This window comes from Exiguobacterium sp. JMULE1 (assembly GCF_013337175.1).
GTDB classification, from domain to species: domain Bacteria; phylum Bacillota; class Bacilli; order Exiguobacteriales; family Exiguobacteriaceae; genus Exiguobacterium_A; species Exiguobacterium_A indicum.
This window is the reverse complement of record NZ_SGWC01000002.1, coordinates 1,538,711-1,560,591: the sequence shown is the minus strand read 5'-3', so window position 1 is coordinate 1,560,591 and position 21,881 is coordinate 1,538,711. Positions and strand designations below refer to the sequence as shown.

24 protein-coding genes are annotated in these 21,881 nt (G+C 48.0%); 9 read left to right on the top strand and 15 right to left on the bottom strand.

Translation table 11 applies throughout. The features are described from left to right. Position 1: 1 nt before the first annotated feature. The 9 genes from EXW93_RS08450 to EXW93_RS08410 all read right to left on the bottom strand — a co-directional run bounded on the left by EXW93_RS08450 (position 2) and on the right by EXW93_RS08410 (position 11,478). Positions 2-1,255 carry a hypothetical protein gene (locus tag EXW93_RS08450; protein WP_174316349.1) on the bottom strand — a complete coding sequence of 418 codons (1,254 nt, stop codon included), beginning with the start codon at positions 1,253-1,255 and terminating at the stop codon, positions 2-4. A gap of 30 nt (positions 1,256-1,285) precedes the next feature. After that, the gene (locus tag EXW93_RS08445) at positions 1,286-2,542 is read right to left on the bottom strand and encodes a hypothetical protein (RefSeq protein WP_174316348.1); all 1,257 of its coding nucleotides are present in this window, start codon (positions 2,540-2,542) and stop codon (positions 1,286-1,288) included. A 5-nt stretch (positions 2,543-2,547) separates the two neighbouring features. Continuing rightward, positions 2,548-3,207: a hypothetical protein gene (locus EXW93_RS08440; protein ID WP_174316347.1), complete on the bottom strand. Its 660-nt coding sequence runs from the start codon at positions 3,205-3,207 to the stop codon at positions 2,548-2,550. A gap of 450 nt (positions 3,208-3,657) precedes the next feature. Continuing rightward, positions 3,658-4,182 carry an HAD-IIIA family hydrolase gene (locus EXW93_RS08435; protein ID WP_174316346.1) on the bottom strand — a complete coding sequence of 175 codons (525 nt, stop codon included), beginning with the start codon at positions 4,180-4,182 and terminating at the stop codon, positions 3,658-3,660. A 17-nt stretch (positions 4,183-4,199) separates the two neighbouring features. Continuing rightward, positions 4,200-6,836, bottom strand: coding sequence for an ABC transporter permease (locus tag EXW93_RS08430; protein WP_174316345.1), 2,637 nt, complete (start codon positions 6,834-6,836; stop codon positions 4,200-4,202). Positions 6,837-6,850: 14 nt separating this feature from the next. Next, on the bottom strand, positions 6,851-7,267 hold the full coding sequence (locus EXW93_RS08425; protein WP_064299821.1) for an NUDIX hydrolase: 417 nt from the start codon (positions 7,265-7,267) through the stop codon (positions 6,851-6,853). 52 nt (positions 7,268-7,319) lie between these two features. After that, positions 7,320-9,965 carry an ABC transporter permease gene (locus EXW93_RS08420; RefSeq protein WP_174316344.1) on the bottom strand — a complete coding sequence of 882 codons (2,646 nt, stop codon included), beginning with the start codon at positions 9,963-9,965 and terminating at the stop codon, positions 7,320-7,322. A gap of 19 nt (positions 9,966-9,984) precedes the next feature. Then, the gene (locus EXW93_RS08415) at positions 9,985-10,755 is read right to left on the bottom strand and encodes a hypothetical protein (protein ID WP_055968253.1); all 771 of its coding nucleotides are present in this window, start codon (positions 10,753-10,755) and stop codon (positions 9,985-9,987) included. A 27-nt stretch (positions 10,756-10,782) separates the two neighbouring features. Then, positions 10,783-11,478, bottom strand: coding sequence for an ABC transporter ATP-binding protein (locus EXW93_RS08410; protein WP_023468400.1), 696 nt, complete (start codon positions 11,476-11,478; stop codon positions 10,783-10,785). A gap of 168 nt (positions 11,479-11,646) precedes the next feature. On the opposite strand from EXW93_RS08410, the gene EXW93_RS08405 reads away from it, so the two are divergent. The 6 genes from EXW93_RS08405 to EXW93_RS08385 are packed head-to-tail and all read left to right on the top strand — an operon-like array spanning position 11,647 to position 16,321. Continuing rightward, complete coding sequence (locus tag EXW93_RS08405) at positions 11,647-12,504, top strand: efflux RND transporter periplasmic adaptor subunit (protein WP_174316343.1); 858 nt, start codon at positions 11,647-11,649, stop codon at positions 12,502-12,504. Then, positions 12,504-13,181 (top strand): ABC transporter ATP-binding protein, encoded by a 678-nt coding sequence (locus EXW93_RS08400; RefSeq protein ID WP_055968249.1) that lies wholly within the window; start codon positions 12,504-12,506, stop codon positions 13,179-13,181. The genes EXW93_RS08405 and EXW93_RS08400 overlap by 1 nt, the downstream gene beginning before the upstream one ends. Then, positions 13,178-14,323: an ABC transporter permease gene (locus tag EXW93_RS08395; RefSeq protein WP_174316342.1), complete on the top strand. Its 1,146-nt coding sequence runs from the start codon at positions 13,178-13,180 to the stop codon at positions 14,321-14,323. Before EXW93_RS08400 ends, EXW93_RS08395 begins: the two co-directional genes overlap by 4 nt. A gap of 16 nt (positions 14,324-14,339) precedes the next feature. Then, entirely contained in the window at positions 14,340-14,690 is a 351-nt protein-coding gene (locus EXW93_RS16445; protein ID WP_254606199.1) for a response regulator transcription factor, read from the top strand. A gap of 57 nt (positions 14,691-14,747) precedes the next feature. After that, positions 14,748-15,011 carry a winged helix-turn-helix domain-containing protein gene (locus tag EXW93_RS16440; RefSeq protein ID WP_254606198.1) on the top strand — a complete coding sequence of 88 codons (264 nt, stop codon included), beginning with the start codon at positions 14,748-14,750 and terminating at the stop codon, positions 15,009-15,011. Beyond that, complete coding sequence (locus EXW93_RS08385; protein ID WP_174316341.1) at positions 15,008-16,321, top strand: HAMP domain-containing sensor histidine kinase; 1,314 nt, start codon at positions 15,008-15,010, stop codon at positions 16,319-16,321. Before EXW93_RS16440 ends, EXW93_RS08385 begins: the two co-directional genes overlap by 4 nt. Positions 16,322-16,388: 67 nt before the next feature. On the opposite strand, the gene EXW93_RS08380 is transcribed toward EXW93_RS08385, so the two are convergent. The 4 genes from EXW93_RS08380 to EXW93_RS08365 all read right to left on the bottom strand — a co-directional run bounded on the left by EXW93_RS08380 (position 16,389) and on the right by EXW93_RS08365 (position 19,285). Continuing rightward, the gene (locus EXW93_RS08380) at positions 16,389-17,195 is read right to left on the bottom strand and encodes a phosphotransferase (RefSeq protein WP_174316340.1); all 807 of its coding nucleotides are present in this window, start codon (positions 17,193-17,195) and stop codon (positions 16,389-16,391) included. 100 nt (positions 17,196-17,295) lie between these two features. Beyond that, positions 17,296-17,856 carry a P-loop nucleotide/nucleoside kinase family protein gene (locus tag EXW93_RS08375; protein ID WP_174316339.1) on the bottom strand — a complete coding sequence of 187 codons (561 nt, stop codon included), beginning with the start codon at positions 17,854-17,856 and terminating at the stop codon, positions 17,296-17,298. Further along, complete coding sequence (locus EXW93_RS08370) at positions 17,853-18,263, bottom strand: TIR domain-containing protein (protein ID WP_023468387.1); 411 nt, start codon at positions 18,261-18,263, stop codon at positions 17,853-17,855. The genes EXW93_RS08375 and EXW93_RS08370 overlap by 4 nt, the downstream gene beginning before the upstream one ends. Continuing rightward, a complete protein-coding gene (locus EXW93_RS08365; protein ID WP_119182608.1) occupies positions 18,260-19,285 on the bottom strand; it encodes a serine hydrolase domain-containing protein in 1,026 nt (341 codons plus the stop codon). The genes EXW93_RS08370 and EXW93_RS08365 overlap by 4 nt, the downstream gene beginning before the upstream one ends. Before the next feature lie 138 nt (positions 19,286-19,423). Here EXW93_RS08365 and EXW93_RS08360 point away from each other — a divergent pair, with 138 nt between their 5' ends. From EXW93_RS08360 to EXW93_RS08350, 3 genes are read left to right on the top strand one after another with little or no spacing between them, the layout of a single operon-like run. Continuing rightward, positions 19,424-19,918, top strand: coding sequence for a sigma-70 family RNA polymerase sigma factor (locus tag EXW93_RS08360; RefSeq protein ID WP_055968230.1), 495 nt, complete (start codon positions 19,424-19,426; stop codon positions 19,916-19,918). Further along, a complete protein-coding gene (locus tag EXW93_RS08355; protein ID WP_023468384.1) occupies positions 19,915-20,370 on the top strand; it encodes a hypothetical protein in 456 nt (151 codons plus the stop codon). Before EXW93_RS08360 ends, EXW93_RS08355 begins: the two co-directional genes overlap by 4 nt. A 15-nt stretch (positions 20,371-20,385) precedes the next feature. Then, positions 20,386-20,823 carry a GNAT family N-acetyltransferase gene (locus EXW93_RS08350; protein WP_023468383.1) on the top strand — a complete coding sequence of 146 codons (438 nt, stop codon included), beginning with the start codon at positions 20,386-20,388 and terminating at the stop codon, positions 20,821-20,823. Here the strand turns inward: EXW93_RS08350 and EXW93_RS08345 are convergent. After that, positions 20,815-21,198, bottom strand: a complete 384-nt coding sequence (locus EXW93_RS08345; RefSeq protein WP_023468382.1) for a GNAT family N-acetyltransferase — start codon at positions 21,196-21,198, stop codon at positions 20,815-20,817. The genes EXW93_RS08350 and EXW93_RS08345 overlap by 9 nt on opposite strands. Beyond that, complete coding sequence (locus EXW93_RS08340) at positions 21,195-21,860, bottom strand: HAD family hydrolase (protein WP_052017117.1); 666 nt, start codon at positions 21,858-21,860, stop codon at positions 21,195-21,197. The genes EXW93_RS08345 and EXW93_RS08340 overlap by 4 nt, the downstream gene beginning before the upstream one ends. Positions 21,861-21,881: the final 21 nt, after the last annotated feature.

The window sequence follows — 21,881 nt, the reverse complement described above, 5'->3', positions numbered from 1 at the left end:
CTCATAAGTCGCGCAATAAAACGACTTCGTTCGTTGCCGGTAAGTAAGCATGAACGGAGTCGAGTAGTCCGCAGAGGACGTACTGATCGAGCGCATGGTCGAAGACATAATATGGCTTTAATGTCAGATAAGGCATGAGTGCGTCACGTATGGCTTCTTTGGGCACGCTATTAGGCAACGGTTGTGACGAGTCATGGTAGAGCGCGATAATCGACTCGTTATCAACGATTAGGCTGACTTCATAAGTTTCTTCAATCAGGAGAATCGTCAAACGACGTTTATGAGCGAGATTTGGGTCGTCACGAGTCCGGCGTACTTTCACGTTAATGAATGGAAAATTCCGATAGATTTCCTGAATCGTCCACGCTCCTGACTCCTCAGGATACTCCGCAGCGATGAGGTCTACAGCAATTGACTTACAAGTCATCAATGTCCCATCGGTCAACGGTCGGTAATCCGGGTGTGGCGTTTGAGCTTCGGCATCGCGTGCCGTGACGGCGTCTCTCCGCTTAATCAATTTGCGCGTGTAGGAGAACGTAGATGGTTTGTCCCATGTCACGATCTCGTTCATGGCAACGGACGAAATGTCTGGATCACTAAAGGGATACGTGAGCGAGTCGTTTTGAGAAACAAAGATTTCCTCGATTGTATGCGCCTGTATTCGTTGTTGCTCACCAGGAGCTGAAAAGAACCGTATCTGTTCTGTAATGATCGGTGTGATTTGAACAGGTGACAGTGAAAACGATTCAGTCGGATAATTGTTGCTCAGGGCGGGGGTTCCATACACACTGAAAAAATCGAGTGCTCCGTTGTTCGTTAACTCAATCGTAATGACAAGACCGGGGAAGAGGCGAATTCCGTTATGACAGCTGACATACTGATACAGCAAATCTTGATGTTTCAGTAACATGAACTCCTGGTCGAACGTTATTCCTAATTCTTGCTCTAGCCAGGAAGTCTGTGTGTCTGAATCACGCAAGTCCTCTGGAAGAGAATAAATTGTGACATCACCATGTTTGTTGATTGATGTCGTTCGTCGTGTAGCTGTATCGACTTGAATCTCTATCGTACCGTCTGGATAACTCTCGTCTTCAGACCATGGACCGTGATTGATGGGGAACCAACATGTCTCAAACGAATACTGCGTTGCACCATGAATTTTTTCGCGGTGATAGAAGGATTCATGTAAGACATAATCGTTCAGTTGATATTTATCTTGAATATGGGAGATTAAATCTTTCGTTAATGGATGCAACTCGTTCACTCCTTCGTATCTATCTTCACTTTATAGATTGCGCAATAAAACGACTTCATTTGTTGCCGGTAAGTAAGCATGGTTCGAGTCAAGCAAGCCACAAAGAACGTATTGACCTTTTGAAGCGGCAAACACATAACGCGGCGTGAGCAAAAGGTACGGACGTAATGCGTTGAAGATGATGTCTTGCTGCTCATCCTCGAGCTCCGGTGCGCTAACGGAATCGAACACGGTATGGAGTTCCTGATCGTCGGTCAAGCTAATCCAGTCAAGCGTCTTTTCGTCAAGGAGAATCGTGACGCGCCGTTGCTGATCAACATAGGACGTCGGATGCGCGCGTGACAATTTGACAGCAAGGTAGGGATGTTGCCGGTAAATGTGACGAATCGTCCATTGTCCGGAATCTGCAGGGTACTCGCTTTGAATGATGTCTTTAATCACGATGCGACAAGCGTTCACCGTCTCTTGCTGGATTGGATGAAAATCAGGATGTTCGGTCTGCATGATCACATCCTCTGCTGTCACGCTTGCTGCTGATTGGAAAGGATGGCGTTTGAGAATTGAAGAGGACGGATTTGTCCACGTTAAGATGTCATTTCGATCGAGTGACGACGTAAAATCCAGTTTACTAGGCACAAGGATAGACCCTTCTTGCGTCACGAACGTCTCGACGACGGTATGCGCGTATTGATGTCCTGGTTTTGTATAGGAGAACCATTTTAGTTGTTGTTTAGTTAGCGATTCGATGTCCTCGAGCGTTAAGGCGAAAGGTTCCTGTTTCACATGATGATCACTCGGATGAGGACCGTATAGGAACAACTCATCGAGTTGACCGTTTTCCGTTAACGTCAGATGAATGAAACAACCGGGAGACATCCGAATCCCTTCGTGACAACTTACATAACTGAAAAAAGTTTCGTTTTCTTCTTCTACCATAAAATGCGTACCATGGATCATGTCGGTCTCTGATTCGATCCAAGCCATCCGAGTGGTTGGATCACGTAAATCGTTAGGCACGGAATGAATCGAGGTCGGACCGTGTAAGGATAACGTCGTCGTTCGTTTCGTAACAGGGTCAATCGTAATCTGCACGGTTCCTTCTGGAAGCATCGTTCCATCCTCTTCCTCGATAACATATGCACCTCGCGGAATCCAAAACGTTTCAAAAGAGTAGACAGTTTGGTCGTTTATTTTGTTTTGAGTGTAGGACGATTCATGGAGCACATAATCGGTTAAACGATATTTCTCGAGCATATATTCAGTTAGCTGTCTCGTTAAAGGATCCAAAGGATTCACTCCTTTTCTTGTACGTCTTCTGTATCGTCAACTAAGGTCGGAACGACGAAGTCGGGTAAGGTATTAAATAGGCGATCGGTTGTCTCGAAAAACAGTTGATTCGAGACAACATTCACGACATCTGCATCGTAGCTGAACGCAAAGACAGACATGTTTTCCTGCATGGCGACGATGACCGTTTTTTCTGGTCGTTCGGAGTAGTAGTGCGTTCGGTATTCAATCCGGAAGACATTTGGTTTGGTTGACCAGATGACAAGATCGTTCCAACTCGCGTGGGGATGGATGTAAGAATACAATCGTTGAAAGTCTTCGGCATGCTTCAGTTCAGCGACGATGAATCGTTTGTCCGCAAGTGGTGTTAAATCATTATATGTAATCGAATAAAATCGACATAACGCTTCAAACTCTTCTTCGTCATAACGATTCACCTCTACACAGACGAATAGTGGGAAAGCTTGTAATCGATGAAACCACTGCTCAAGAAATGAACTTTCAAATGAAGACGATTCATCGTCTGGATTCGTAAAGATGCTAAAGGCTGATGTGTAGTCTTGTTCGATGACGAAGCGCATATTATCAGGGTCTGAAAAATCATTTGGAATCAACTGAAGATCATCATCGTAATAATAAGGCATGTACTCAAATGTTAATTGCAACGTATTCACCTCTGTTTCGTACGTTCAGTGTAACGTGAATCCCTTTATAATGAAGGATAATTGAAAATTATTACATAATTGTAAGGATTCTAAATTCCTGGTGAGGTGAGTGGGAGGAAATAAAAGTGTCAGATTTTAGTCTAGCATTGAATCTTTTATTTGAGAGTGTTCATCTTATTCTCATGGCGATGGCGATCCCATCGATTATCTATGCACTCTATATATTAAGAAAAATCGCTAACAACTGATTGCAGGAACTTTTTGATAAGATCAAGAAGACAGTTTAAGTATCCACGCATCATCAAAAGGAGACGATGACATGTCATTTTGGACATGGTTTGCAACCTTATTTGTGTTAGCGGTTAGTGTCTACGCATCTTCTCAACCGAAACGTTCAAAGAAATAATAAAGGCGCGACTTCCAATTGTGGAAGCGCGCCTTTTCGTTTGTTCAGTTTTGCGTATCGAGCCAAACGATCGCGTCCGTCAAGTCGTCGGCAATATAGTCGACGTTTGCTTCCACCCGGTCAGCGTAATCGCGAATGGAACTCTCTCCGGCACCGGTTCGGACTAAGATTTTGATACACCCGGCGTGCGCAGCTGCCACCATATCACTCCAGCGGTCCCCGATGACGACACATTGCTCGAGTCGGAGATCGTGTTTTACTTGTGCTTGCCTTAATAATTCAGGTGATGGTTTGCGACAGGTGCAGCGATCTTCCGCTGCACGCGGACAATTCAGCATATCGTCAAAGCCGAAGCCCTGTAATTCTGTCCGAAAATCCTCTTCACGCGCGAATCCTTTTGAGATACCAAGTTGATTCGTAAACGCAATCAGTAAAATCCCTTGGTTACGTAAGCGTTCGATTAGTGAAGCGACGAGAGGAAATAACGTAAACGTTCCAGGATAATGGACGGTGTCATCTCCACCAATCGTCCCGTCTCGGTCAAGAAATATTGCTTGAATAGAATTCATGTGTACAACTCCTTAGTTTAAGAAGCATCTTTCAGTTCTTGGTACGGTTGAACACGTGCGGCCAGTTGAGCTGGGACGAAGGCAGCGATGACACCGAACAAAATCGGTAAGGCAAGCGACACGCCGATCAGCAACGGTTCATTCCATGGAACAAGATCGTACAAGACATAAATCGTCGTGTAGGCGACGATCAGCCCAATCACTCCAGAAATCAGACCAACAAGGAAACCTTCAAGGACGATCAATTGACGGATCGCACCGTTCGTCCAGCCGAGTGCTTTTAGTACGGCAAGTGAGGCGCGGCGATCGGTGACGTTTTGCCACATGATCTCTCCCGTCGTCAAAATGGCGATCGTGATGGCAACACCCATCGTCACGTAATGCATCGGACCGACTTGCAGGGCGACGAATTGACCGAGCCACGACGTATAAAGAACACCTTGTAAGTGGAACGTCACGAACAGGAAGAAGGTCAGTAGTGCTGTCGGTAGAGCAATCGAGAGGACGGACAAACTGTTCCGCTTCCATTTCCCGATCAGCTCCTTTAGTGCGAGTGTCACCGTCGAACGAAGTTTCAGTCCGACGCGAGCGGCTTTCACGTATTCACCGGTCTTGATCGCTTCGTACGGTGAGATCCGGCGAATCGTCCACGCCGACCAGATTGCGCCAGCCAGGTAAATGACGAGACTGAACAGTGCGATCCAGAGGAGACTCCAGCCGTTCATCGCTTCGCTCCGAACGATTGAGAAGATTCCTTCGACGATCAAGGCGATCGTTGAAACGAATCCAGCGAGGATCGCCGCCTCGATCAAGACGATTTTATAAAGATCCTTTGTCCGCCAGCCGATTGCGAGTAAGACAGCGAATTCTTTCCGGCGGGCAAGCATCGAGACGTAGCTCGTCGCGAGGACATAGACGATGGCGACGGCGAGCATCGCGAAGATAACACCGGAAAAACCGACGCTCGTCTCGCGGAAGATCGTCATCGCAGCACCGATATGGATCCACGGTTGTTCGATCCAACCGAGCGTCTTGCCATCATCGACGACTTTCGTGACGACCGGTTGTGGGGAAGAACCTTTAGTGATAGTGACCATCAATCCGGTTTTCTGTTCAATTTGCTTTTTCACGTCTTGGAGTAGTTGCTCCGACTCTTCACTGACGGTCGAAGCCCCCTTGATTTTAAGACGGATCGAAGAAATCGCTTGTTCTCCATTGACTGCTCGTGCGCTGTCAATCGTCGTCAGGATGTTTGGAGAACTCGTCAACAGTCCGACGGGATTACCAGACGTATCAATCGATTTCGCTGGGTTGACGGGTTCGCCCTTCGCATCTAAAACAAGATCGGCAGACGAGGGACGATAAGTTTCCATCGGTAATTCGTTCAGCGGGTCTTTTGAGACCTTGATGTTATTCGGGTCGTACAGACCAACGACTTTAAATTGTAAAAATGGAAAGATGACATCAACTGATCCGGGTTCTGGCTTTTTGACCTTTTGTCCCATCGATGTGAGGGAACGAAACCCTTTATCAGAAATAAATTCCTTCTCAATGCCGATTCCTGAAATTCGTGTCGGCGTCGCGGATACTTCAAAAGCTGTGCTCCATCGGCTTGAAAACGGACTAGCCGTTGATTGGAATCGAAGAGGACCGGATTGATAAACCAATTGTCCTCCTTCTGCATATTCAGAATTCGTTTGTAAGCTGTTTGTCTTTTCAACCATCGTTCGCAGATAGGTTTCTTCTACTTTAGCGGTTGGGATGGACAGGTGTTGAATATTCTTAGCGGGATAAGAGGCAAGAGGAGAATCGATAATAGACCGTTTTGGTTGTGATTTGATGACCTTATCAATTAGTTTTTGCTGATCTTGTTCGGTTTGATAAGGAGCATCGAGACGTTCGATATCATAGTCGTAACTTCCTTTATTAAAGGAGTTCGGATTTACTAAAATCGGGATGATGTTTCGATTATTAGCCGCGTCTGACTCAAGGCGATCGGTCGAATTGAAGTATCGGGATTTGTTCGTCGTACGCACACTCTTGTCCAAACCGACCAGCCGTGCTTCTTCTTTTGGATCAATACCGACGATCAGGACTGGATTTCTAGCGACAGCCGTTGAAAAACCATCAATTTGTTCAGAAATGAATGAAGCGTTCTCAGGAACTTGAACTTTTGTTCCTTGAGCAAGATGAAGCACAGTTTTTGATTGTCGCTCCTTCTTGAAGCCGTTTTGAATATAAGTGGTTTCTGTAAAACGATAGATTCCTGGTGTGGAAGGAATTTTAATCGCTTTTTCAAAGGAAACATTAGACATGACATACCCCATGACAGCGACCGGGGCTGCAATATCAACCTCATTCATTTGTTTGATTTGTTGATATTGTTTAAACGAAATCCCACCATTGATCCCATTGAGATAATTCGGTTCGAGTAAATTATTTGATTCCGTCGTCATCTGACTGCCTTTCGGTCGGACGACGATATCATACGCAGACGACCATTTCTTTTGTAACGTCTGTTCGACCGTTCCTTGACTGGAGTCGGTCAAGTTGAACATCAAACTGAGCCCGGCACTGATGATGAGGGCACCGACAAGCGTCAGGATGAATTTCCCGCGCTGCCGGCGCCATTGATTTAAGACAAAACGGAACATCGTCATTCCTCCTTTTATGGGGTAAAGGCTACGAAAAATGGATGAGACTGTTCATCTAAGATATGTAAGATTCGTTCGCTGAAGTTCGACCACGTTACGCGTCGTAACACTTCTTCGAGCGGGAAAAAACCGACTGCTAAACTTTCGCTGCTCGTCTGCGGTTGACCACCAATCGCTTTTGCAAGCCAACAAGTCGCACAGACATTCGCCTCGAGGTTTTGATAGATACCGCAAAATTTCACGATTTCAATCTCCATTCCAGACTCTTCTTTGACTTCGCGAATGATACCGTCAGCTGCACTTTCCCCAGGCTCGACGATGCCACCCGGAAACTCCCAGCCGCGATCCGGTCCTTGGATTAAAAGAATCTCGTTTTGGTCATTCAAGACGACCGCTCCTGCTGATAACGAATAAATCGATGTCGGTAACATAGACTTCCTCCTGTGAAGAGAGGGACAATGCCTGTTGCCCCTCCGCCAAATATTAAGATGCATCTTTCAGTTCTTGATACGGTTGAACACGTGCTGCCAGTTGTGCTGGGATGAAGGCTGCAATGACACCGAACAGAATCGGTAGGGCGAGCGATACGCCAATCAACAACGGCTCATTCCAGGGAACAAGATCGTATAGAACGTAAATCGTCGAGTAGGCGACAATCAGTCCAATGACTCCGGAGATGAGACCGACGAGGAAGCCTTCAAGGACGATCAACTGTCGGATTGCGCCGTTCGTCCAGCCGAGTGCTTTTAGGACGGCGAGCGATGCCCTACGATCGGTGACGTTTTGCCACATAATCTCTCCTGTCGTCAAAATAGCGATTGTGATCGCGACACCCATCGTCACGTAATGCATTGGACCGACTTGCAGGGCGACGAATTGTCCGAGCCACGATGTATAGAGGACACCTTGTAAATGGAATGTCACGAACAGGAAGAACGTCAAGAGCGCCGTCGGTAGAGCAATCGAGAGGACCGACAAACTGTTCCGCTTCCATTTCCCAATCAGTTCCTTTAGTGCGAGTGTCGCGGTCGAACGAAGCTTCAGTCCGACACGAGCTGCTTTCGCGTATTCGCCGGTCTTGATCGCTTCGTATGGTGAGATGCGACGGATCGTCCACGCCGACCAAGTTGCGCCAGCGAGATAAATGACGAGACTGAACAGCGCGATCCAAAGGAGGCTCCAGCCGTTCATCGCTTCATTACGGACATATGAGAAGATCCCTTCGACAATTAAGGCAACCGTCGAGACGAATCCAGCGAGGATCGCTGCCTCAATCAAGACGATTTTATAAAGATCCTTCGTCCGCCAGCCGAGTGCGAGTAAAACAGCGAATTCTTTTCTGCGCGCGAGCATCGAGACATAACTCGTCGCGAGGACATAGACGATCGCGACGGCGAGCATTGCGAAGATGACACCGGAGAACCCGACGCTCGTCTCGCGGAAAATCGTCATCGCAGCACCGATATGAACCCATGGTTGTTCGATCCAACCGAGTGTCTTGCCTTGTTCGACGACTTTTGTGACGACGGGTTGTGGGGAAGAACCCTTAGTGATTGTAGCGATGAGGCTGGTATCTTTCTCAATGTTTGCTTTGATTTGTTGTAAGAGTTGATCGGACTCTTCGCTGAGTGTTTCGCCACCTTTAATTTTTAGGCGAATTGACGAGATCGATTTGTTGCCTCGATATTGCTGTGCGCTGTCTAAAGTCGTCAGCATATTCGGTGAGTTAGTCAGTAATCCGACCGGATCACCTGAAGTATTAATAGATCTAGCTGGATTGATTGGTTGTCCGTTTGTATCTAAAACTAGATCAGCAGAAGAAGGACGATATGTCTCCATCGGTAACTCATTAAGTGGATCTTTTGAAACACGAATTTTGTTAGGGTCATAAAGTCCGATGACATTCATCGAAAAGCCGGGAGAATAATAAACATCATTCCCGCTACCCATAGTATCCTTAATTTTTTTTTCTAACGAATGTGTCGAACGATATCCGATTTTAGGTAAAGCGTTTATATCCTTCAAATAAGGATTCGTGACTTTAATTTTTTGGCTTTCAACTTGATACGCATTTGACCAACGCGCGGCAAAAGGACTTTTTTCAGATTGGTATGATAGTGGTCCAGTCGTGATTTCGAGTTGTAAGTAATCAGCAATCGTTGCATCATCTAATCGTGATGATTGAATATTTTTTGTTGGAGTATTTGTTAATGAACTAAAAAATTTTTGTTCGACATCTTTTGAAGAAATCATAAATTTTTTGATTGTTTTACCTGGAATCTCACTCAGCATCTCAAACGCAGGTGTGAAATCCTTTGGAATCTTTGAATAAAATATATTTTGTTGTTTTTGTGTATCGAATGGAACATCTAGTCGTTCGATTGAATACTGAAAAGTCCCTTGATTGAATGAATTTGGATTTAATAGAATGGGAATCGTATTTGGATCTGCTTTTTCGATAGCTTTATCATTTTCAGTAAAATAGCGACTATTTCCTTTTGAAGGAATGATGCTACGATCAAGACCCACTAACTCGGCTTCAGCTTCAGGATCAATTGCCACCAGCAAGCTGAATGTTCGAGGATGGATGATTCGCGACGTAGACTTAGTTGGAAAGACTCCTGGCAAATTAGCAATACGTGCGTTTTTATTGCCATTGAAACTATAAATGGCTTCATCGCTAAGAATTTTTTCCCCAAAACCGTTCGGAGATGTCAGCGTCTCTCTTAAACGGTAAAAGCCAGGTTTATTGGGGAGGTCCCATTGTCCTGTGACACGTAATCCGAGTTTGACATAGCCCATCACGGCGACCGGAGCTGCAATTGCAATGTCGTTCATTTTTTTGATGGTTTCGTATTGTTTGAAGGAAATTCCTCCGTCGATCCCATTTAAATAGTTCGGTTCCAGTAAATCATTCGACTCACTTGCAAGCTGACTGCCTTTCGGTCGGACGACGATGTCGTACGCAGACGACCATTTCTTTTGTAACGTCTGTTCGACCGTTCCTTGACTGGAGTCGGTAAGATTGAACATCAAACTGAGTCCGGCACTGATGATGAGCGCACCGACGAGCGTCAGAATGAATTTACCGCGCTGCCGACGCCATTGATTGATGACGAAGCGTAACATATGTAGTCTCCTTTGCTTGTTATTGGGAGAGCTGCGTCTTTAAATAACGCGCAAGATCTTGTTCGAAATGGTGAATCGCTTGTGCATCGAGTGCTTCTACTTCTGCTTGTGCAGCGTAGCGAGTGACGAAATAAGGTGAGAGTGGCGTCACCAGATGAATGCGCTCCGTCCAGTCTGTCAACGATTCGTGACTTCGTCGCTGAAGGGCACGTGGTAATCGTTGGTTAAAATCAAATAGCATCAGGCGTAATGATTCTTCAGGCGGAGTAAGCATCGATTGAAGGTTTGTTTGTTGGACATAACTTTCAGACGATGGTTGGACCCAATGTTTTGCTTCACTTTCAACTTCTCGTGACTGTGATGAACGTCGACGCCGACGACGAATCCGGTATGCTACGAAAGCAACGAGTACAAGTACAGCGGTGACGAAGAGAAGTTTATTGGAAGAAGACGAACTTTCTACAACATTCAAAATAGAAAATGAAGGAAGATCCTTTACTTTTCGATCGCGTGGTGTGCCTCCCGTATTTTTACTTTGTTCATCGGACTCACCAAAATCGATGCCGTCTTCTCTCTCATCAATTTTTTCATCGAAATTACAACTGTTTTTTGTGAAGAATAAATTGGATAAGTCGTTATGATTACATCCCCGCACGATCGTCGTCTCCTGTTCCGAGAAGTCCGCATTCTGAAACGCTTCATACGCGGACTGCGTCGATACCGACAGCAACAGAAAAACGACAAGTGAGCCGATAAAGCTCGTGATTAATTTGGCACGAAACGTGTGCAACGCGAGACACCTCCTCATTAACAATACTTAGACACTTTGCACCGTACGCTTCCGGCGGTCTTCAACGATTCGTCCATCCTGCATGAAGAGAATCCGGTCAGCACGTTCGGCGAGTTCTAGGTCGTGTGTGACAAATAAAACGCCACACTTAGCTTCACGATGCAGCTCTAGTAACAACTCGAAGATTGCGTCACCCGTCACGGAATCGAGATTACCGGTCGGCTCGTCCGCGAGAATCCATTGCGGATGGTGAAGCAGGGCACGGGCGATCGCGACCCGTTGTTGTTGTCCACCGGATAATTGAGCCGGTAAAGCATTCCGTTTATCGTCGAGTCCAACCCGTTCGAGCAGCTCGAGAATCCGCTCCTCTTGATTGAAGGAGGTCTTTTGCTTTAATAAGGCGACCTTTAAGTTCTCAGACACCGTCAGTGCCGGTAATAAGTGAAACTGCTGGAAGATGAAGCCGATCTCTTGCGAGCGGAATTGCGATAACCGTTTGTTCTTCCAAGACGTGATGTCCTGCCCGTCATAGAGGATTTGACCGGACGTCGGGCGATCAAGCGAACCAAGGAGACTCAGGAACGTTGATTTTCCAGAACCGGATGGACCGACGAGTGCCGTCACCTCACTTTGCGAAAACTGACCGTTTAGTTGATGCAAGACATCGGTCCGGACACCGCTTCGTTCGAATGTATGCGAAATATCTTGAAAGGTAATATCCATATGACCACTCCTTTTACATAATTTGGTTATGTTCAGTGTATTATTTTTAGAAAATTTTGTCTATTGCGTTTTTATTTCTGATCCAACCACTTTTTTAATATTTGTTCATAGTTGGTTCATAACTTCTCCCTATGATCGGATTAACACCAATCAAGGGAGGCATTTAACATGAAACGAACACGCAAGAAATGGTTATGGATCAGTGGAGGGATCATCCTGGTACTCCTGTTAATCGGTTCCACGCTCTTTTTAGGACGAGGAGAGGCACAAGGAACGAAGGAGGTCGTCGAGTTAAAGACATTAAAAACATTCTTCTACTTCTCGGGCACGCTTGAAGCGAAAGATCGACAGACGGTCATCAGTGATCGTGATGTCCGTGTCACCGACGTTCGCTTTGAAGAAGGAGATACCGTTAAGTCGGGTCAAACGATCGTCAGCGTCGAAGGAGGAGAAGATTTCAAGGCACCTCGCTCTGGACAACTCGTTCGTCTTGACGTCACGGAAGGCGAAGTTTATGCCCCGAATACTGTCCTCTTCGTTGTTGCAGACAACAAAGAGTTGATCGCTCGTCTGAAAATTGATGAGCAAGATATCGAACGGATTGAAGTTGAAGATACGATTGAATTACAGACGGATGCATCTGATAAAACCATCAAAGGGAAGGTCGAATCGATTAGTCCGGAAGCTGTGACGGAAAATGGAAGTACGTATTTCAATGCAAAGGTATCGGTACCGAGCTCGTCAAACTGGTTACCCGGCATGACGGTCGAGGGACGTTTACCATATCAACTCGCACAAGATGTACCTGTCTTATCGCTCGATGTCATTTCGTATTCGAAGTCGGATCGTCCGTATGTATATGTGAAAAAAGACGGGGAAACGACTCGTCACTACATCGAGACGGGCGTGACGGACGGACAGGATATTGAAATCAAGGACGGATTGTCCGCCGGAGACGAAGTCTTCCTGCCGAGTGAGGACGGTGGTTCCGGTCTTCTTCCGACTCCACCAGGAGGTGCATCCTGATGACGGTCGTTGACTTGCATGAAATCCAAAAAGCTTATGGCGAAGGAACCAATCGTCACATCGTCCTCGATCGAGTATCGCTGACGATCGAGGCTGGTGAATATGTGACGATCCTCGGACCTTCGGGTTCAGGAAAATCAACACTGATGAATATCATCGGATGCCTCGATGTCGCTTCAAACGGCGTCTATCGTTTGCAGGAGCAGCTCGTCCACGATCTATCCGAGGATCAGCTAGCGACGATTCGCAACGAAGAAATTGGCTTCATCTTTCAACAATTCCAGTTGCTACCGCGCATGAGTGTCTTACAAAACGTCGAATTACCGCTCATCTATGCCGGCGTCTCGCGCAAAGAGCGCCGCGCGCGATCGCTTGAGCTCCTGGAACGTGTCGGATTGACAGATAAAGCCGATGCCTTACCAAGTCAATTGTCCGGTGGTCAACAACAACGGGTTGCGATTGCCCGGGCGCTCGTGACGCGACCGACGATTTTACTCGCTGATGAGCCGACCGGAGCGCTCGATCAAAAGACAGGGAAACAAATCATGGAGTTGTTCGAGAGCCTCTCAGAGGAAGGGAAGACGATCATCATGATCACACACGATGTCAATATTGCTAAGCAAGCCCGCCGGATCATCCGGATCGAAGATGGTCAGGTGACGGAGGTGACGACATGATTCGCGAAACGTTACGGATGGCATGGTCGAATATCTGGCATCATAAGATGCGGTCGTTTTTGACGACGCTTGGTGTCATCATCGGTGTCGCATCGATCATCGCCTTGATTTCAATCGTCAACGGCGCAACGGCCTCAATCAATGAAGAGGTCGCCTCGTTCGGTGCCAATAAATTAACGGTCCAAACGACAGAGACGCCGTTGAAAGAAGGATTATCACCTGCACAACTGGAAGAGTTAAACACGATTAAAGGAACACGCGGTGTCTCACCGACCGTCTCGACGGTTCGGAACATCCGTGTCGAAAATCATTCACTCGACCAAGTGACGATCGAAGGGCGAAATCACATCTATTACCGGGAATCTGAAGATGTCCCGCAAGGACGCGGCATCGTCATCAGTGATGTAAAACAACAGACGCATGTCGCCGTCGTCAGTCCATCCGTCGCCCGAACACTCTATCCGGGTCAGGTCGCGATCGGTAAGACGATCAAGCTTGATGGACTCGATTACCGGATCGTCGGTATCAGCGACGCGGATAGCGACCAAATCGTCATTCCCTATACGACGGCCTTGCGGACGCTTGGAGTGACAGCCGTTAAGCAAGTGGATATCTTCAAGACGGACGCAGCTGACGTCGCGACCGTCAAACGGGATGTCACGGCAAAGCTGTACCAGTTCTATAACGGACGCGACGATACGTATGACGTCGTCAGCTTGGATGAAGCCCTCGATTCGATTGACCAAATCAATACGATGCTCTCGCTCTTGTTGACAGGTATTGCGTCGATTTCCTTGATCGTCGGTGGGATCGGCATCATGAACATGATGCTCGTCTCGGTCACGGAACGAACGACGGAGATTGGCTTACGAAAAGCACTCGGTGCGAAACCACGTACGATCCGCCTTCAGTTCCTCTTGGAATCGATTCTACTGTCCTTGATGGGTGGAGTGATGGGGATTCTTGTCGGAGCGATGCTCGCATTTGGCGCCAGTCTGATGATTAGTACACCGTTCACACTCTCCGTGAGCACGATTCTGCTTGCCGCCGGATTCTCGATCGGTGTCGGCGTCTTGTTCGGTTACATGCCAGCGCGAAAGGCATCTCGTTTGAATCCGATCGAAGCCTTACGAAATGTTTAAGTGAAGGAGGAGGACGATGGTAACGATTTTGATTGCCGAAGATGACCGGAATGTCCGTCTACTATTAGGCGAGACACTCCGGTCCGCCGGCTTTACGGTGATTGAATCGAGAGACGGGAAAGACGCACTCGACCAACTCGATCAACAACACGTCGATCTCGTCGTAACGGATGTGATGATGCCACACGTTTCAGGGATCGAACTGGTTGAGCTGCTGCGTGAATCAGGATACGAACAACCTGTCTTGATGTTGACAGTGCTGGATTCCTTTCAGGATAAGGAAGCCGGGTTCACGACCGGTGCTGATGATTATATGGTCAAGCCGGTTGATTTGGACGAACTGTTACTTCGGATCCGAGCGCTGTAACGCCGGTCAAAGATCGTAGCAGCGCAAGAATTAATCGTCGGCGCCCTGCAACTACGAATGACGGACGCAACGGTCGTAACGCCTCATGGTGAGATACCGTTACCACAAAAGGAGTTTCAACTGCTCTATCGCTTGCTCGCACATCCGAAGCAGATTTTTACACGTCAGCAATTGATGGACGAGATTTGGGGATATGATGCCGAGAGCGACAGTCGGACGGTCGATGTCCACATCAAGCGGTTGCGTGACAAGTTCAGCGCCTATGATGATTTTACGATCGAGACGGTCTGGGGACTCGGTTATAAGGGAGTGATCCAGTGAAACGCTTCGTCCGCTCGATCTCTGGTCGCTTTTTCGTCATCCTCTTCGGTTTATTGTTACTACCACTGCTATTACCGTTCATCATGACGGTCTGGTTCCAGTTCCAAGAAGTCGATCAAGACCTAAATAATCAATTGCAACAACGAACGGATCAGATTGAACGATTGATGCAAGACCAAAACCTGTCGTTCGCTGAGGCGAGTCAGTATATGGATCAGTCTTTGATTCAAACGACACAATACACGTCGCTCAATCAAGTACAATCATTATCGTCGTCAGAACGTGACCAGTTACAGCAAAAGGGTGAAATCACGATCGATGGGTCGTGGCTCGAACCGTCGCAATACATTCGCCAAATGGAGACAGGATATCTCGTCTCGACACCGATTGCCGGACAACGCATCCTTGACGGATTACGAACGTCAGCCGGGATCGGTATCGTCATCACGATCGGCGTCGCCTTCATCCTGACCTGGCTTGCCGTCACGCTCGTGACACGACGGATTCGTCGCATCAGTGAAGCGGCGATTGAAGTGACGAACGGGAACTATGATGTCTCGATCAAGGAAGGTGGAAATGATGAGGTCGCGCTCCTCGTTGAAAACTTCAACCACATGACTGAAGCACTGCGACGAAACGACCATCTCGCAAAGGATCTCGTCGCTTCGATCTCGCATGAGCTGAAGACACCGATTGCTTCGATTCAAGGATTTTCTAGGTTGTTACTGACAGAAGAAAACTCGGATAAACGGCAGCAGTACTTGACGATCATGGAGCAAGAGAGCACCCGTCTATCACGCTTGACGTCGAATCTCGTCCGCTTGTCGCGACTTGATCATCAGACGATCATCGAGCGGAAACGGTATCGCCTTGATGAACAACTTCGGACGTGCCTGTTGTTGCTGGAACGACAGTGGACGGAGAAATCACTTCGATTGGAGCTTGATTTACCAGAAGTGTTCGTCGAGTGGGAAGAGGAACTGATGCAGCACGTCTGGCTCAATCTGCTTGAGAACGCGATTCGGTTTTCGCCAGGGTCGGGAGTGTTAGAAGTGACCTTAAGTGAAGGAAAGAACATTCGTGTCACGATCCGCGATGAAGGACCGGGAATCGCAGAACCGGACTTACCGTACGTGTTCGATCGCTTTTATCAAGGCGAACAGTCACGAGCGAATGAAGGACATGGTCTTGGATTATCGATTGTTAAACGAATCATTGATTTACATGACGGTGAGTTGACGATTAGGAATCAGTCGGAGCAAGGCGCAATCGTGACCGTTACGTTAACGGCGCACGAGACGCGTGAATGATGACAGATAAAAAGGAGCGCGGACTTATACGATGTTATCGTGAAGTGTGGCGCTCCTTTAGGATGTGTTAGCTTAAGTTATTTGAACTGGTAAACCACTTTTTCCCATGTTCCGCGATGAAACGGTATTCCGTGCGGTAATGTGTGTCGTGACCTTCTTCTTTCATCTTGATGAATGCAGCATCACCGTCCGCAGCTCTTTGATCAATCAACAGATAGAGGGCTTCGACGCGTAACAATAACATGGATAGGAGTTCAGAACGCGGTCCTTCATAGCCATACGCATCAAGGAACCGACTCACTCGCTTGGCGAAACGTGTGTCATCTTGCTCTGGTGAATAAGCAAGAACGGATCCGTCAGGTGTTTGTCGTCTGCTGCTAAGCGGAACGAACGTATAGAGAGCATAGACGATATCCCAAGCACGTGGACCGGGTGCTGCGAGGTCAAAGTCAATCACGCCACTCAGTTTTTGATCCTGAAAAATCGTATTGTAGACGGCAAAATCGTTGTGGCAGATGACTTCGTGTGGAGTCGGGGTATTGAGCAACGGTGCCCAGTCCGGTGAGACGTCGAAGTCGACTGTCGCGTCATGATACTGGCACATCAGACGTGCGACATCGTCCAATACGTCGTCATGCCACATGTATGCTTTTAGCGGATAATCGGCCGTTTCACCAGGGAGGAAGGTCAGGATTTCTCGATTTTGTTCGTCGATGCCGACGAAACGCGGAACACCGGATAGGCGTTTCGCTTCTAAGTGGCATAATAACCGTTGGACGTTGTTGCTGTTCTCTTTTTGTGAGCGATAGACATGCTCACCTTTTTGATAGACAGCGGAGACATTTCCGCCTGTCAATCGTTGTTCTTCAGACATGAGTGTTCCTTCTTTCTTTATGTAATCGGTTACATATCGGTTGGTCTTTTTGCATTCGTTGATGAAGAAGCGGGTGCTTTATGCACGATTGTCATGTTCTTCAATCAGTCGACACCGCATCGAAGAGAGCGTCAAGCGTCGGATTCGTGACATGATCGAGGAATGTGTCAACGTCTTCCGTCGAACGAAGACGAACGATTTTGTCCGCTTCACCTGTAACTGGCGACTCGATTCGTTGCCGCTGATAGATGTCGTAGTACGACGAGTCGCCACGAATCTCTCGTCCATCGCGTTTGGAGTGAGTCAGTCGATTTAAAAAAGTGGCTTCGGGTAAATCGAACCAGACGAGGATCGAGCGGAACGTCGATCGGGAGAATGGATCTAATAATTGTTTCCGACCAATCCGCGTGGTGTTGGCGTTACATAAGATGATCGTCTCGACGGAAGACGTGATTGCCTGTTCGATCAACCATCCCGTCAAGTCATGTTTGATCTGATTCGGTCCTTCTGTTGGAACGAGGTCCGGATAATGTTCGAGCAAAAAGCGTGCTTGAAGATCCTGATCGATGACAAAACTTGCCGGTAGACGTTGAGCAAGCTGTCGTGCGAACGTCGTTTTCCCGGCATGGGTCGGTCCGATCGTCAACAGGACGGTCCTCATGACGTCAGTTGTTCTTCCGGTAAGCGATCAGCGAGAATCTGCGCGAGCCAATCTTCTTTCGTTCCGAAGCAAGAGGTCGTCTGTCCGATATGATAAAACGTACTGGCCAATGGTCCGGTGAAGTAGGTCGCATCCGGCATACATAAGTAAATCGGGCGATTTGTCGCGAGCGCAATCCCGAGTTCGACGTGACTACTTTTTCCTGCTGGTAACACGAGGACGAAGGCGTCCGCTTGTTGTACGGCTTCGAATTCAGCAAGACCAATCTTTCGTAATGCTTCAGGATCCTCTGCCCGATCATTCATCGTCCAGTCGTATGTTACATCGTGTCCACGCAAGCGGAGTTCATCGCGGAGCCAGCGGACGGTCAACGTGTGATCAAAGCGAGAAGCGATATAAAGGTTCATGTATGGATTCCTTTCTCAAGTAAAAGTAGTTCGATGGCCTGAACGAGCGCGTAGGCTCCGTCAGACGTATTCGATAAGACGGTGACGATCGTTTCCGATTGTGGATAATAGGCGGAATGAAAGCTGACACCCGGGTCGTAACCCATGATGTGCCACTTCTCGTGCGAGGCATCGAGTCGTTTCAGCCAGACGCCGTAACCATAAGACGCAACATCGTTGACTTTGACGTGGGGATGAAACAGTTGCGTGGTCATCGATTCGGACAGCAACTGATGCGTCAGAAGGCTTCGCCAGAAACGTTCCATGTCTGATGCTGTGAGGAAGGCGCCGCCATCAGGTCCGCCAATGATTGGTAACGCATAGTGATTCGTTCGCCACGTTCCGTCTTCATTCTCGATGTGACCGATGGCTGTATCTGCCGGTAGCGAATCGAGTCGGAAGTAACCAGACTGTGTCATTTGCGCCCGAGCGAATAATTCGTTCGTCACGTAATCCGCGAAGGGTTGTTTCGTCAATTGTTCGATCACGAGACCGAGCAGGATGTATCCCGCATTGTTGTAATGAAAACGTTCGCCTGCAGTGAACAGTCTTTTTTGACCTTTAAACAACGGTAAAAAATCGATGGGACGACGCAAACAGTACATCGGGAAATCTTGAAAGACCTCCTCGAAGTCGGTCATCGTCGCTTCATCAAAATAATCACCGATGCCTGACGTATGGGTTAACAGATGATGTATGGTCACACCGTCTAGATCGATTCCTATGTCCGGTAGAATCGGCGCGACGCGTTCGTCGAGTGTAACCTTTCCTTCCTCGACTAACCGTAAGATAGCGACCGCCGTGAAGAGTTTCGCACCTGAGGCAATTCCGAATCGTGTCGTTTCTGTATTCGATGCGCGGTAGCCTCGATGTGCGAATCCGTTAGCATGGCTAAAGATTTGTTCACCTTGCTGGTGGATGGAGACTGCCCCTTCGAGATGCGTAAGCTCCGGTAAAGCAATGAGTTTCTTGTACACGTTCATCACCCTCTCTGCTTCCCATCCTATCGAATTCATTCATGCAAGAAAAGGGAATTATAAGAAAAATTTGAAAAAAATGAAACTTTTTAAACGTGTTGCGTATCTAATAGGGGAGTGATTGCCAAAAAGGAGGATGCCGATGTGTTTCGAAAGTCAGGTACAGCATTATCCGACGCTGCTTTTGAAGCAGCTTTATTCGCAGAAGAAGACTATTTGTACCGTATTTCCTTCATTTATCTGAAAGAGGAGGCGGCAGCGCTTGAGAACGTCCAAGAGGTCGCGTACCGGGCATGGCGTGGGCGAAAGAGTTTACGGGATGCTTCGTATTTTAAGACGTGGTTGACGCGCATCACGATGAATTGCGCTTTCCAGCAACATCGAGCGTCGTTTCAGCCGCTCGCGATCGAACCGAGTCAAACGACTTCGTTTGAAGAGCGTCTCGTCGATCGCTTGTACTTGGACGATTTACTGGATGTCCTCGAGCCGACCGAGCGATCAATCGTCTACTTCCGGTATGAAGAAGATTTGTCATTGCAAGAGATTGCGCAAGCATTCAATGTGCCACTGAGTACGATCAAAAGCACGTTGTACCGCGCACTCGAGAAAGTACGACGACAGAAGGGGATGAGTCTATGAATCACGAGCCAAAAATCTTGATCGATGTACCGTCATCTGTCAGGCAACGGACAATCCAAGGTATCCGCAAAGCGAAACGGCGCCGGCGCTCGGTACAAGCTGTTTGCCTTGCTGCAGGTCTGACGATCATCGGCTTTAGTTCCTTGCATGAGACCGTTCCCGAACAATCATCGCAATCGATGAGGGTCGGCATGTATTATGATGAACAGTTTTACAAAGTATCAAAAGAGATGACGAATTTAGACTGGCAACAGCTGAAAGGGAAGCGACTCGGCGTCACGGATGATGTCTTGACCGATACGCAACTGGAACAGGACACATCTGATTTTGCGTCGAACCTCGATGCGTTTACCGTCTATCAAATCAAGGATGATCCGGTATCTGAGCACGTGCTGGTCGTTGGTCAGGAAGAGGGAAGAGAACGGGTGATGATTCTGTCACCAGAACAGTAGAAGGGGGAAAGGGAGATGAACATCCGGTCTTGGACAACAGACGATCTACCGCAATTGGTCGGTTTGATGACGCAGCTCGGGTATCCGGCAAGCGAGAATGTGTTACGCGAACGGTTTACACGGGTCACCCGTCATCCGGATTATGAATTGCTTGTGTTAGAAGACGACGATATGCTTCTCGGCTGCGTCGGTCTGTTTCAGGCGCAAGCGTTTGAGCACGATACGACCTATGTCCGAATCGTCGCGTTCGTCGTCAACGCGAAATATCGTCGGCAGGGAATCGGACGCCGCTTGATCCGAGCAGCGGAAGACTGGGCGCACGCAAGAGGAGCAACTGCCGTCTTGCTGAACAGTGGTAATCGACCGGAACGCGAAGCAGCCCATCACTTTTATCAATCGATGGGCTACAGCGTGACGAGCACGAGTTATTCGAAATCACTCGCTTCATCGTGATTTACGGAAACCATGGAAAGCACGAAATCCTTGTTGTTCATAAAAAGAAGCAGCTTGACGGGTTGCCAGGAGATCGATCCGCGTCGGATAGGTAAGTTGCAAGTGATCGAGTAACTGTTGTCCGTACCCACGCTTGCGTGCGTTTCGGCTGACGAGGAGCTCACAGACGAACGTCGTCACTGAACCGTCCGTTAAAGCGCGGACATAGGCAAGGATTTCTCCGTCAGACTCAAGGACGAAAGCGGCATTTGCATTCATCCACGCGTTGCGAGTCCGCTCTTGATCAGCGACGAGATCCTGCCATCCTTCTAATGCGTTCAATCGATGAATCTGCTCAAAATCGTCAGGCTGGAAACGGCGAATCTGTTCCGTCATGGCTGGTTCTCCTTTCGTATCAGGTCTTGGAGTGGAGCAGGTAACTGGCACCAGTCCGAAAATTGCGTGTCGGTCAATGGAACATCGCCTGTGCGCTTCCAAATCGCCTGCATGCCGAGGGCGCGCGCCGGTAAGATGTCGTGGTCGTAATTGTCGCCGACATAAAGGACTTCGTCCGGGCGAACACCTAAACGGTCCGTTAAGCGCAAGAAAAATGCCGGATCCGGTTTACGGACGCCTTCTTGTTCCGAAATCCCGATCTGCGTAAAAGAGGGAGACAGTCCGATTGCGTCACAGACAGCACGTTGAAACGTCGTCCGACCGTTCGACAGTAAGCCGATGGGTAGCTCAGGCGGTAATTGCGCAAAAAAGGCGTCGACTCCCGGAAAGCTCCGTGCGAAGATCGGATAACGCGTCACGTAGTCGTGTAGCAGTACTTCAACAGAAAGCGACAACTGGAAGCGACGAATCATTTCCGTATAGACGACGTCCTTCCAGACGCGTCCTTCTTGATCAAGCGCCAAGAACGTCGTGATGTAGTCGTCGATCGGAACATGCGCAACTTCACGAAAACGTTGATGCTGATCCCGAAGGAAATAGGGAAGAGAACCGGACCGGTCATGTAACGTCTCGTCTAAATCAAACAATAGGGCACGAATCAAGGTAAACACCATCTTTCAAAG

What these genes read in the sequence shown, in the direction of transcription:
- EXW93_RS08425 (WP_064299821.1), bottom strand. Translation starts at nt 7,267, where the DNA reads ATGTTACCGACATCGATTTATTCGTTATCAGCAGGAGCGGTCGTCTTG.
- EXW93_RS08400 (WP_055968249.1), top strand. Translation starts at nt 12,504, where the DNA reads ATGACGGTCGTTGACTTGCATGAAATCCAAAAAGCTTATGGCGAAGGA.
- EXW93_RS08345 (WP_023468382.1), bottom strand. Translation starts at nt 21,198, where the DNA reads ATGACGGAACAGATTCGCCGTTTCCAGCCTGACGATTTTGAGCAGATT.
- EXW93_RS08410 (WP_023468400.1), bottom strand. Translation starts at nt 11,478, where the DNA reads ATGGATATTACCTTTCAAGATATTTCGCATACATTCGAACGAAGCGGT.
- EXW93_RS08375 (WP_174316339.1), bottom strand. Translation starts at nt 17,856, where the DNA reads ATGAGGACCGTCCTGTTGACGATCGGACCGACCCATGCCGGGAAAACG.
- EXW93_RS08405 (WP_174316343.1), top strand. Translation starts at nt 11,647, where the DNA reads ATGAAACGAACACGCAAGAAATGGTTATGGATCAGTGGAGGGATCATC.
- EXW93_RS16440 (WP_254606198.1), top strand. Translation starts at nt 14,748, where the DNA reads ATGACGGACGCAACGGTCGTAACGCCTCATGGTGAGATACCGTTACCA.
- EXW93_RS08355 (WP_023468384.1), top strand. Translation starts at nt 19,915, where the DNA reads ATGAATCACGAGCCAAAAATCTTGATCGATGTACCGTCATCTGTCAGG.
- EXW93_RS08370 (WP_023468387.1), bottom strand. Translation starts at nt 18,263, where the DNA reads ATGAACCTTTATATCGCTTCTCGCTTTGATCACACGTTGACCGTCCGC.
- EXW93_RS08435 (WP_174316346.1), bottom strand. Translation starts at nt 4,182, where the DNA reads ATGAATTCTATTCAAGCAATATTTCTTGACCGAGACGGGACGATTGGT.
- EXW93_RS08420 (WP_174316344.1), bottom strand. Translation starts at nt 9,965, where the DNA reads ATGTTACGCTTCGTCATCAATCAATGGCGTCGGCAGCGCGGTAAATTC.
- EXW93_RS08365 (WP_119182608.1), bottom strand. Translation starts at nt 19,285, where the DNA reads ATGAACGTGTACAAGAAACTCATTGCTTTACCGGAGCTTACGCATCTC.
- EXW93_RS08430 (WP_174316345.1), bottom strand. Translation starts at nt 6,836, where the DNA reads ATGTTCCGTTTTGTCTTAAATCAATGGCGCCGGCAGCGCGGGAAATTC.
- EXW93_RS08395 (WP_174316342.1), top strand. Translation starts at nt 13,178, where the DNA reads ATGATTCGCGAAACGTTACGGATGGCATGGTCGAATATCTGGCATCAT.
- EXW93_RS08350 (WP_023468383.1), top strand. Translation starts at nt 20,386, where the DNA reads ATGAACATCCGGTCTTGGACAACAGACGATCTACCGCAATTGGTCGGT.
- EXW93_RS16445 (WP_254606199.1), top strand. Translation starts at nt 14,340, where the DNA reads ATGGTAACGATTTTGATTGCCGAAGATGACCGGAATGTCCGTCTACTA.
- EXW93_RS08380 (WP_174316340.1), bottom strand. Translation starts at nt 17,195, where the DNA reads ATGTCTGAAGAACAACGATTGACAGGCGGAAATGTCTCCGCTGTCTAT.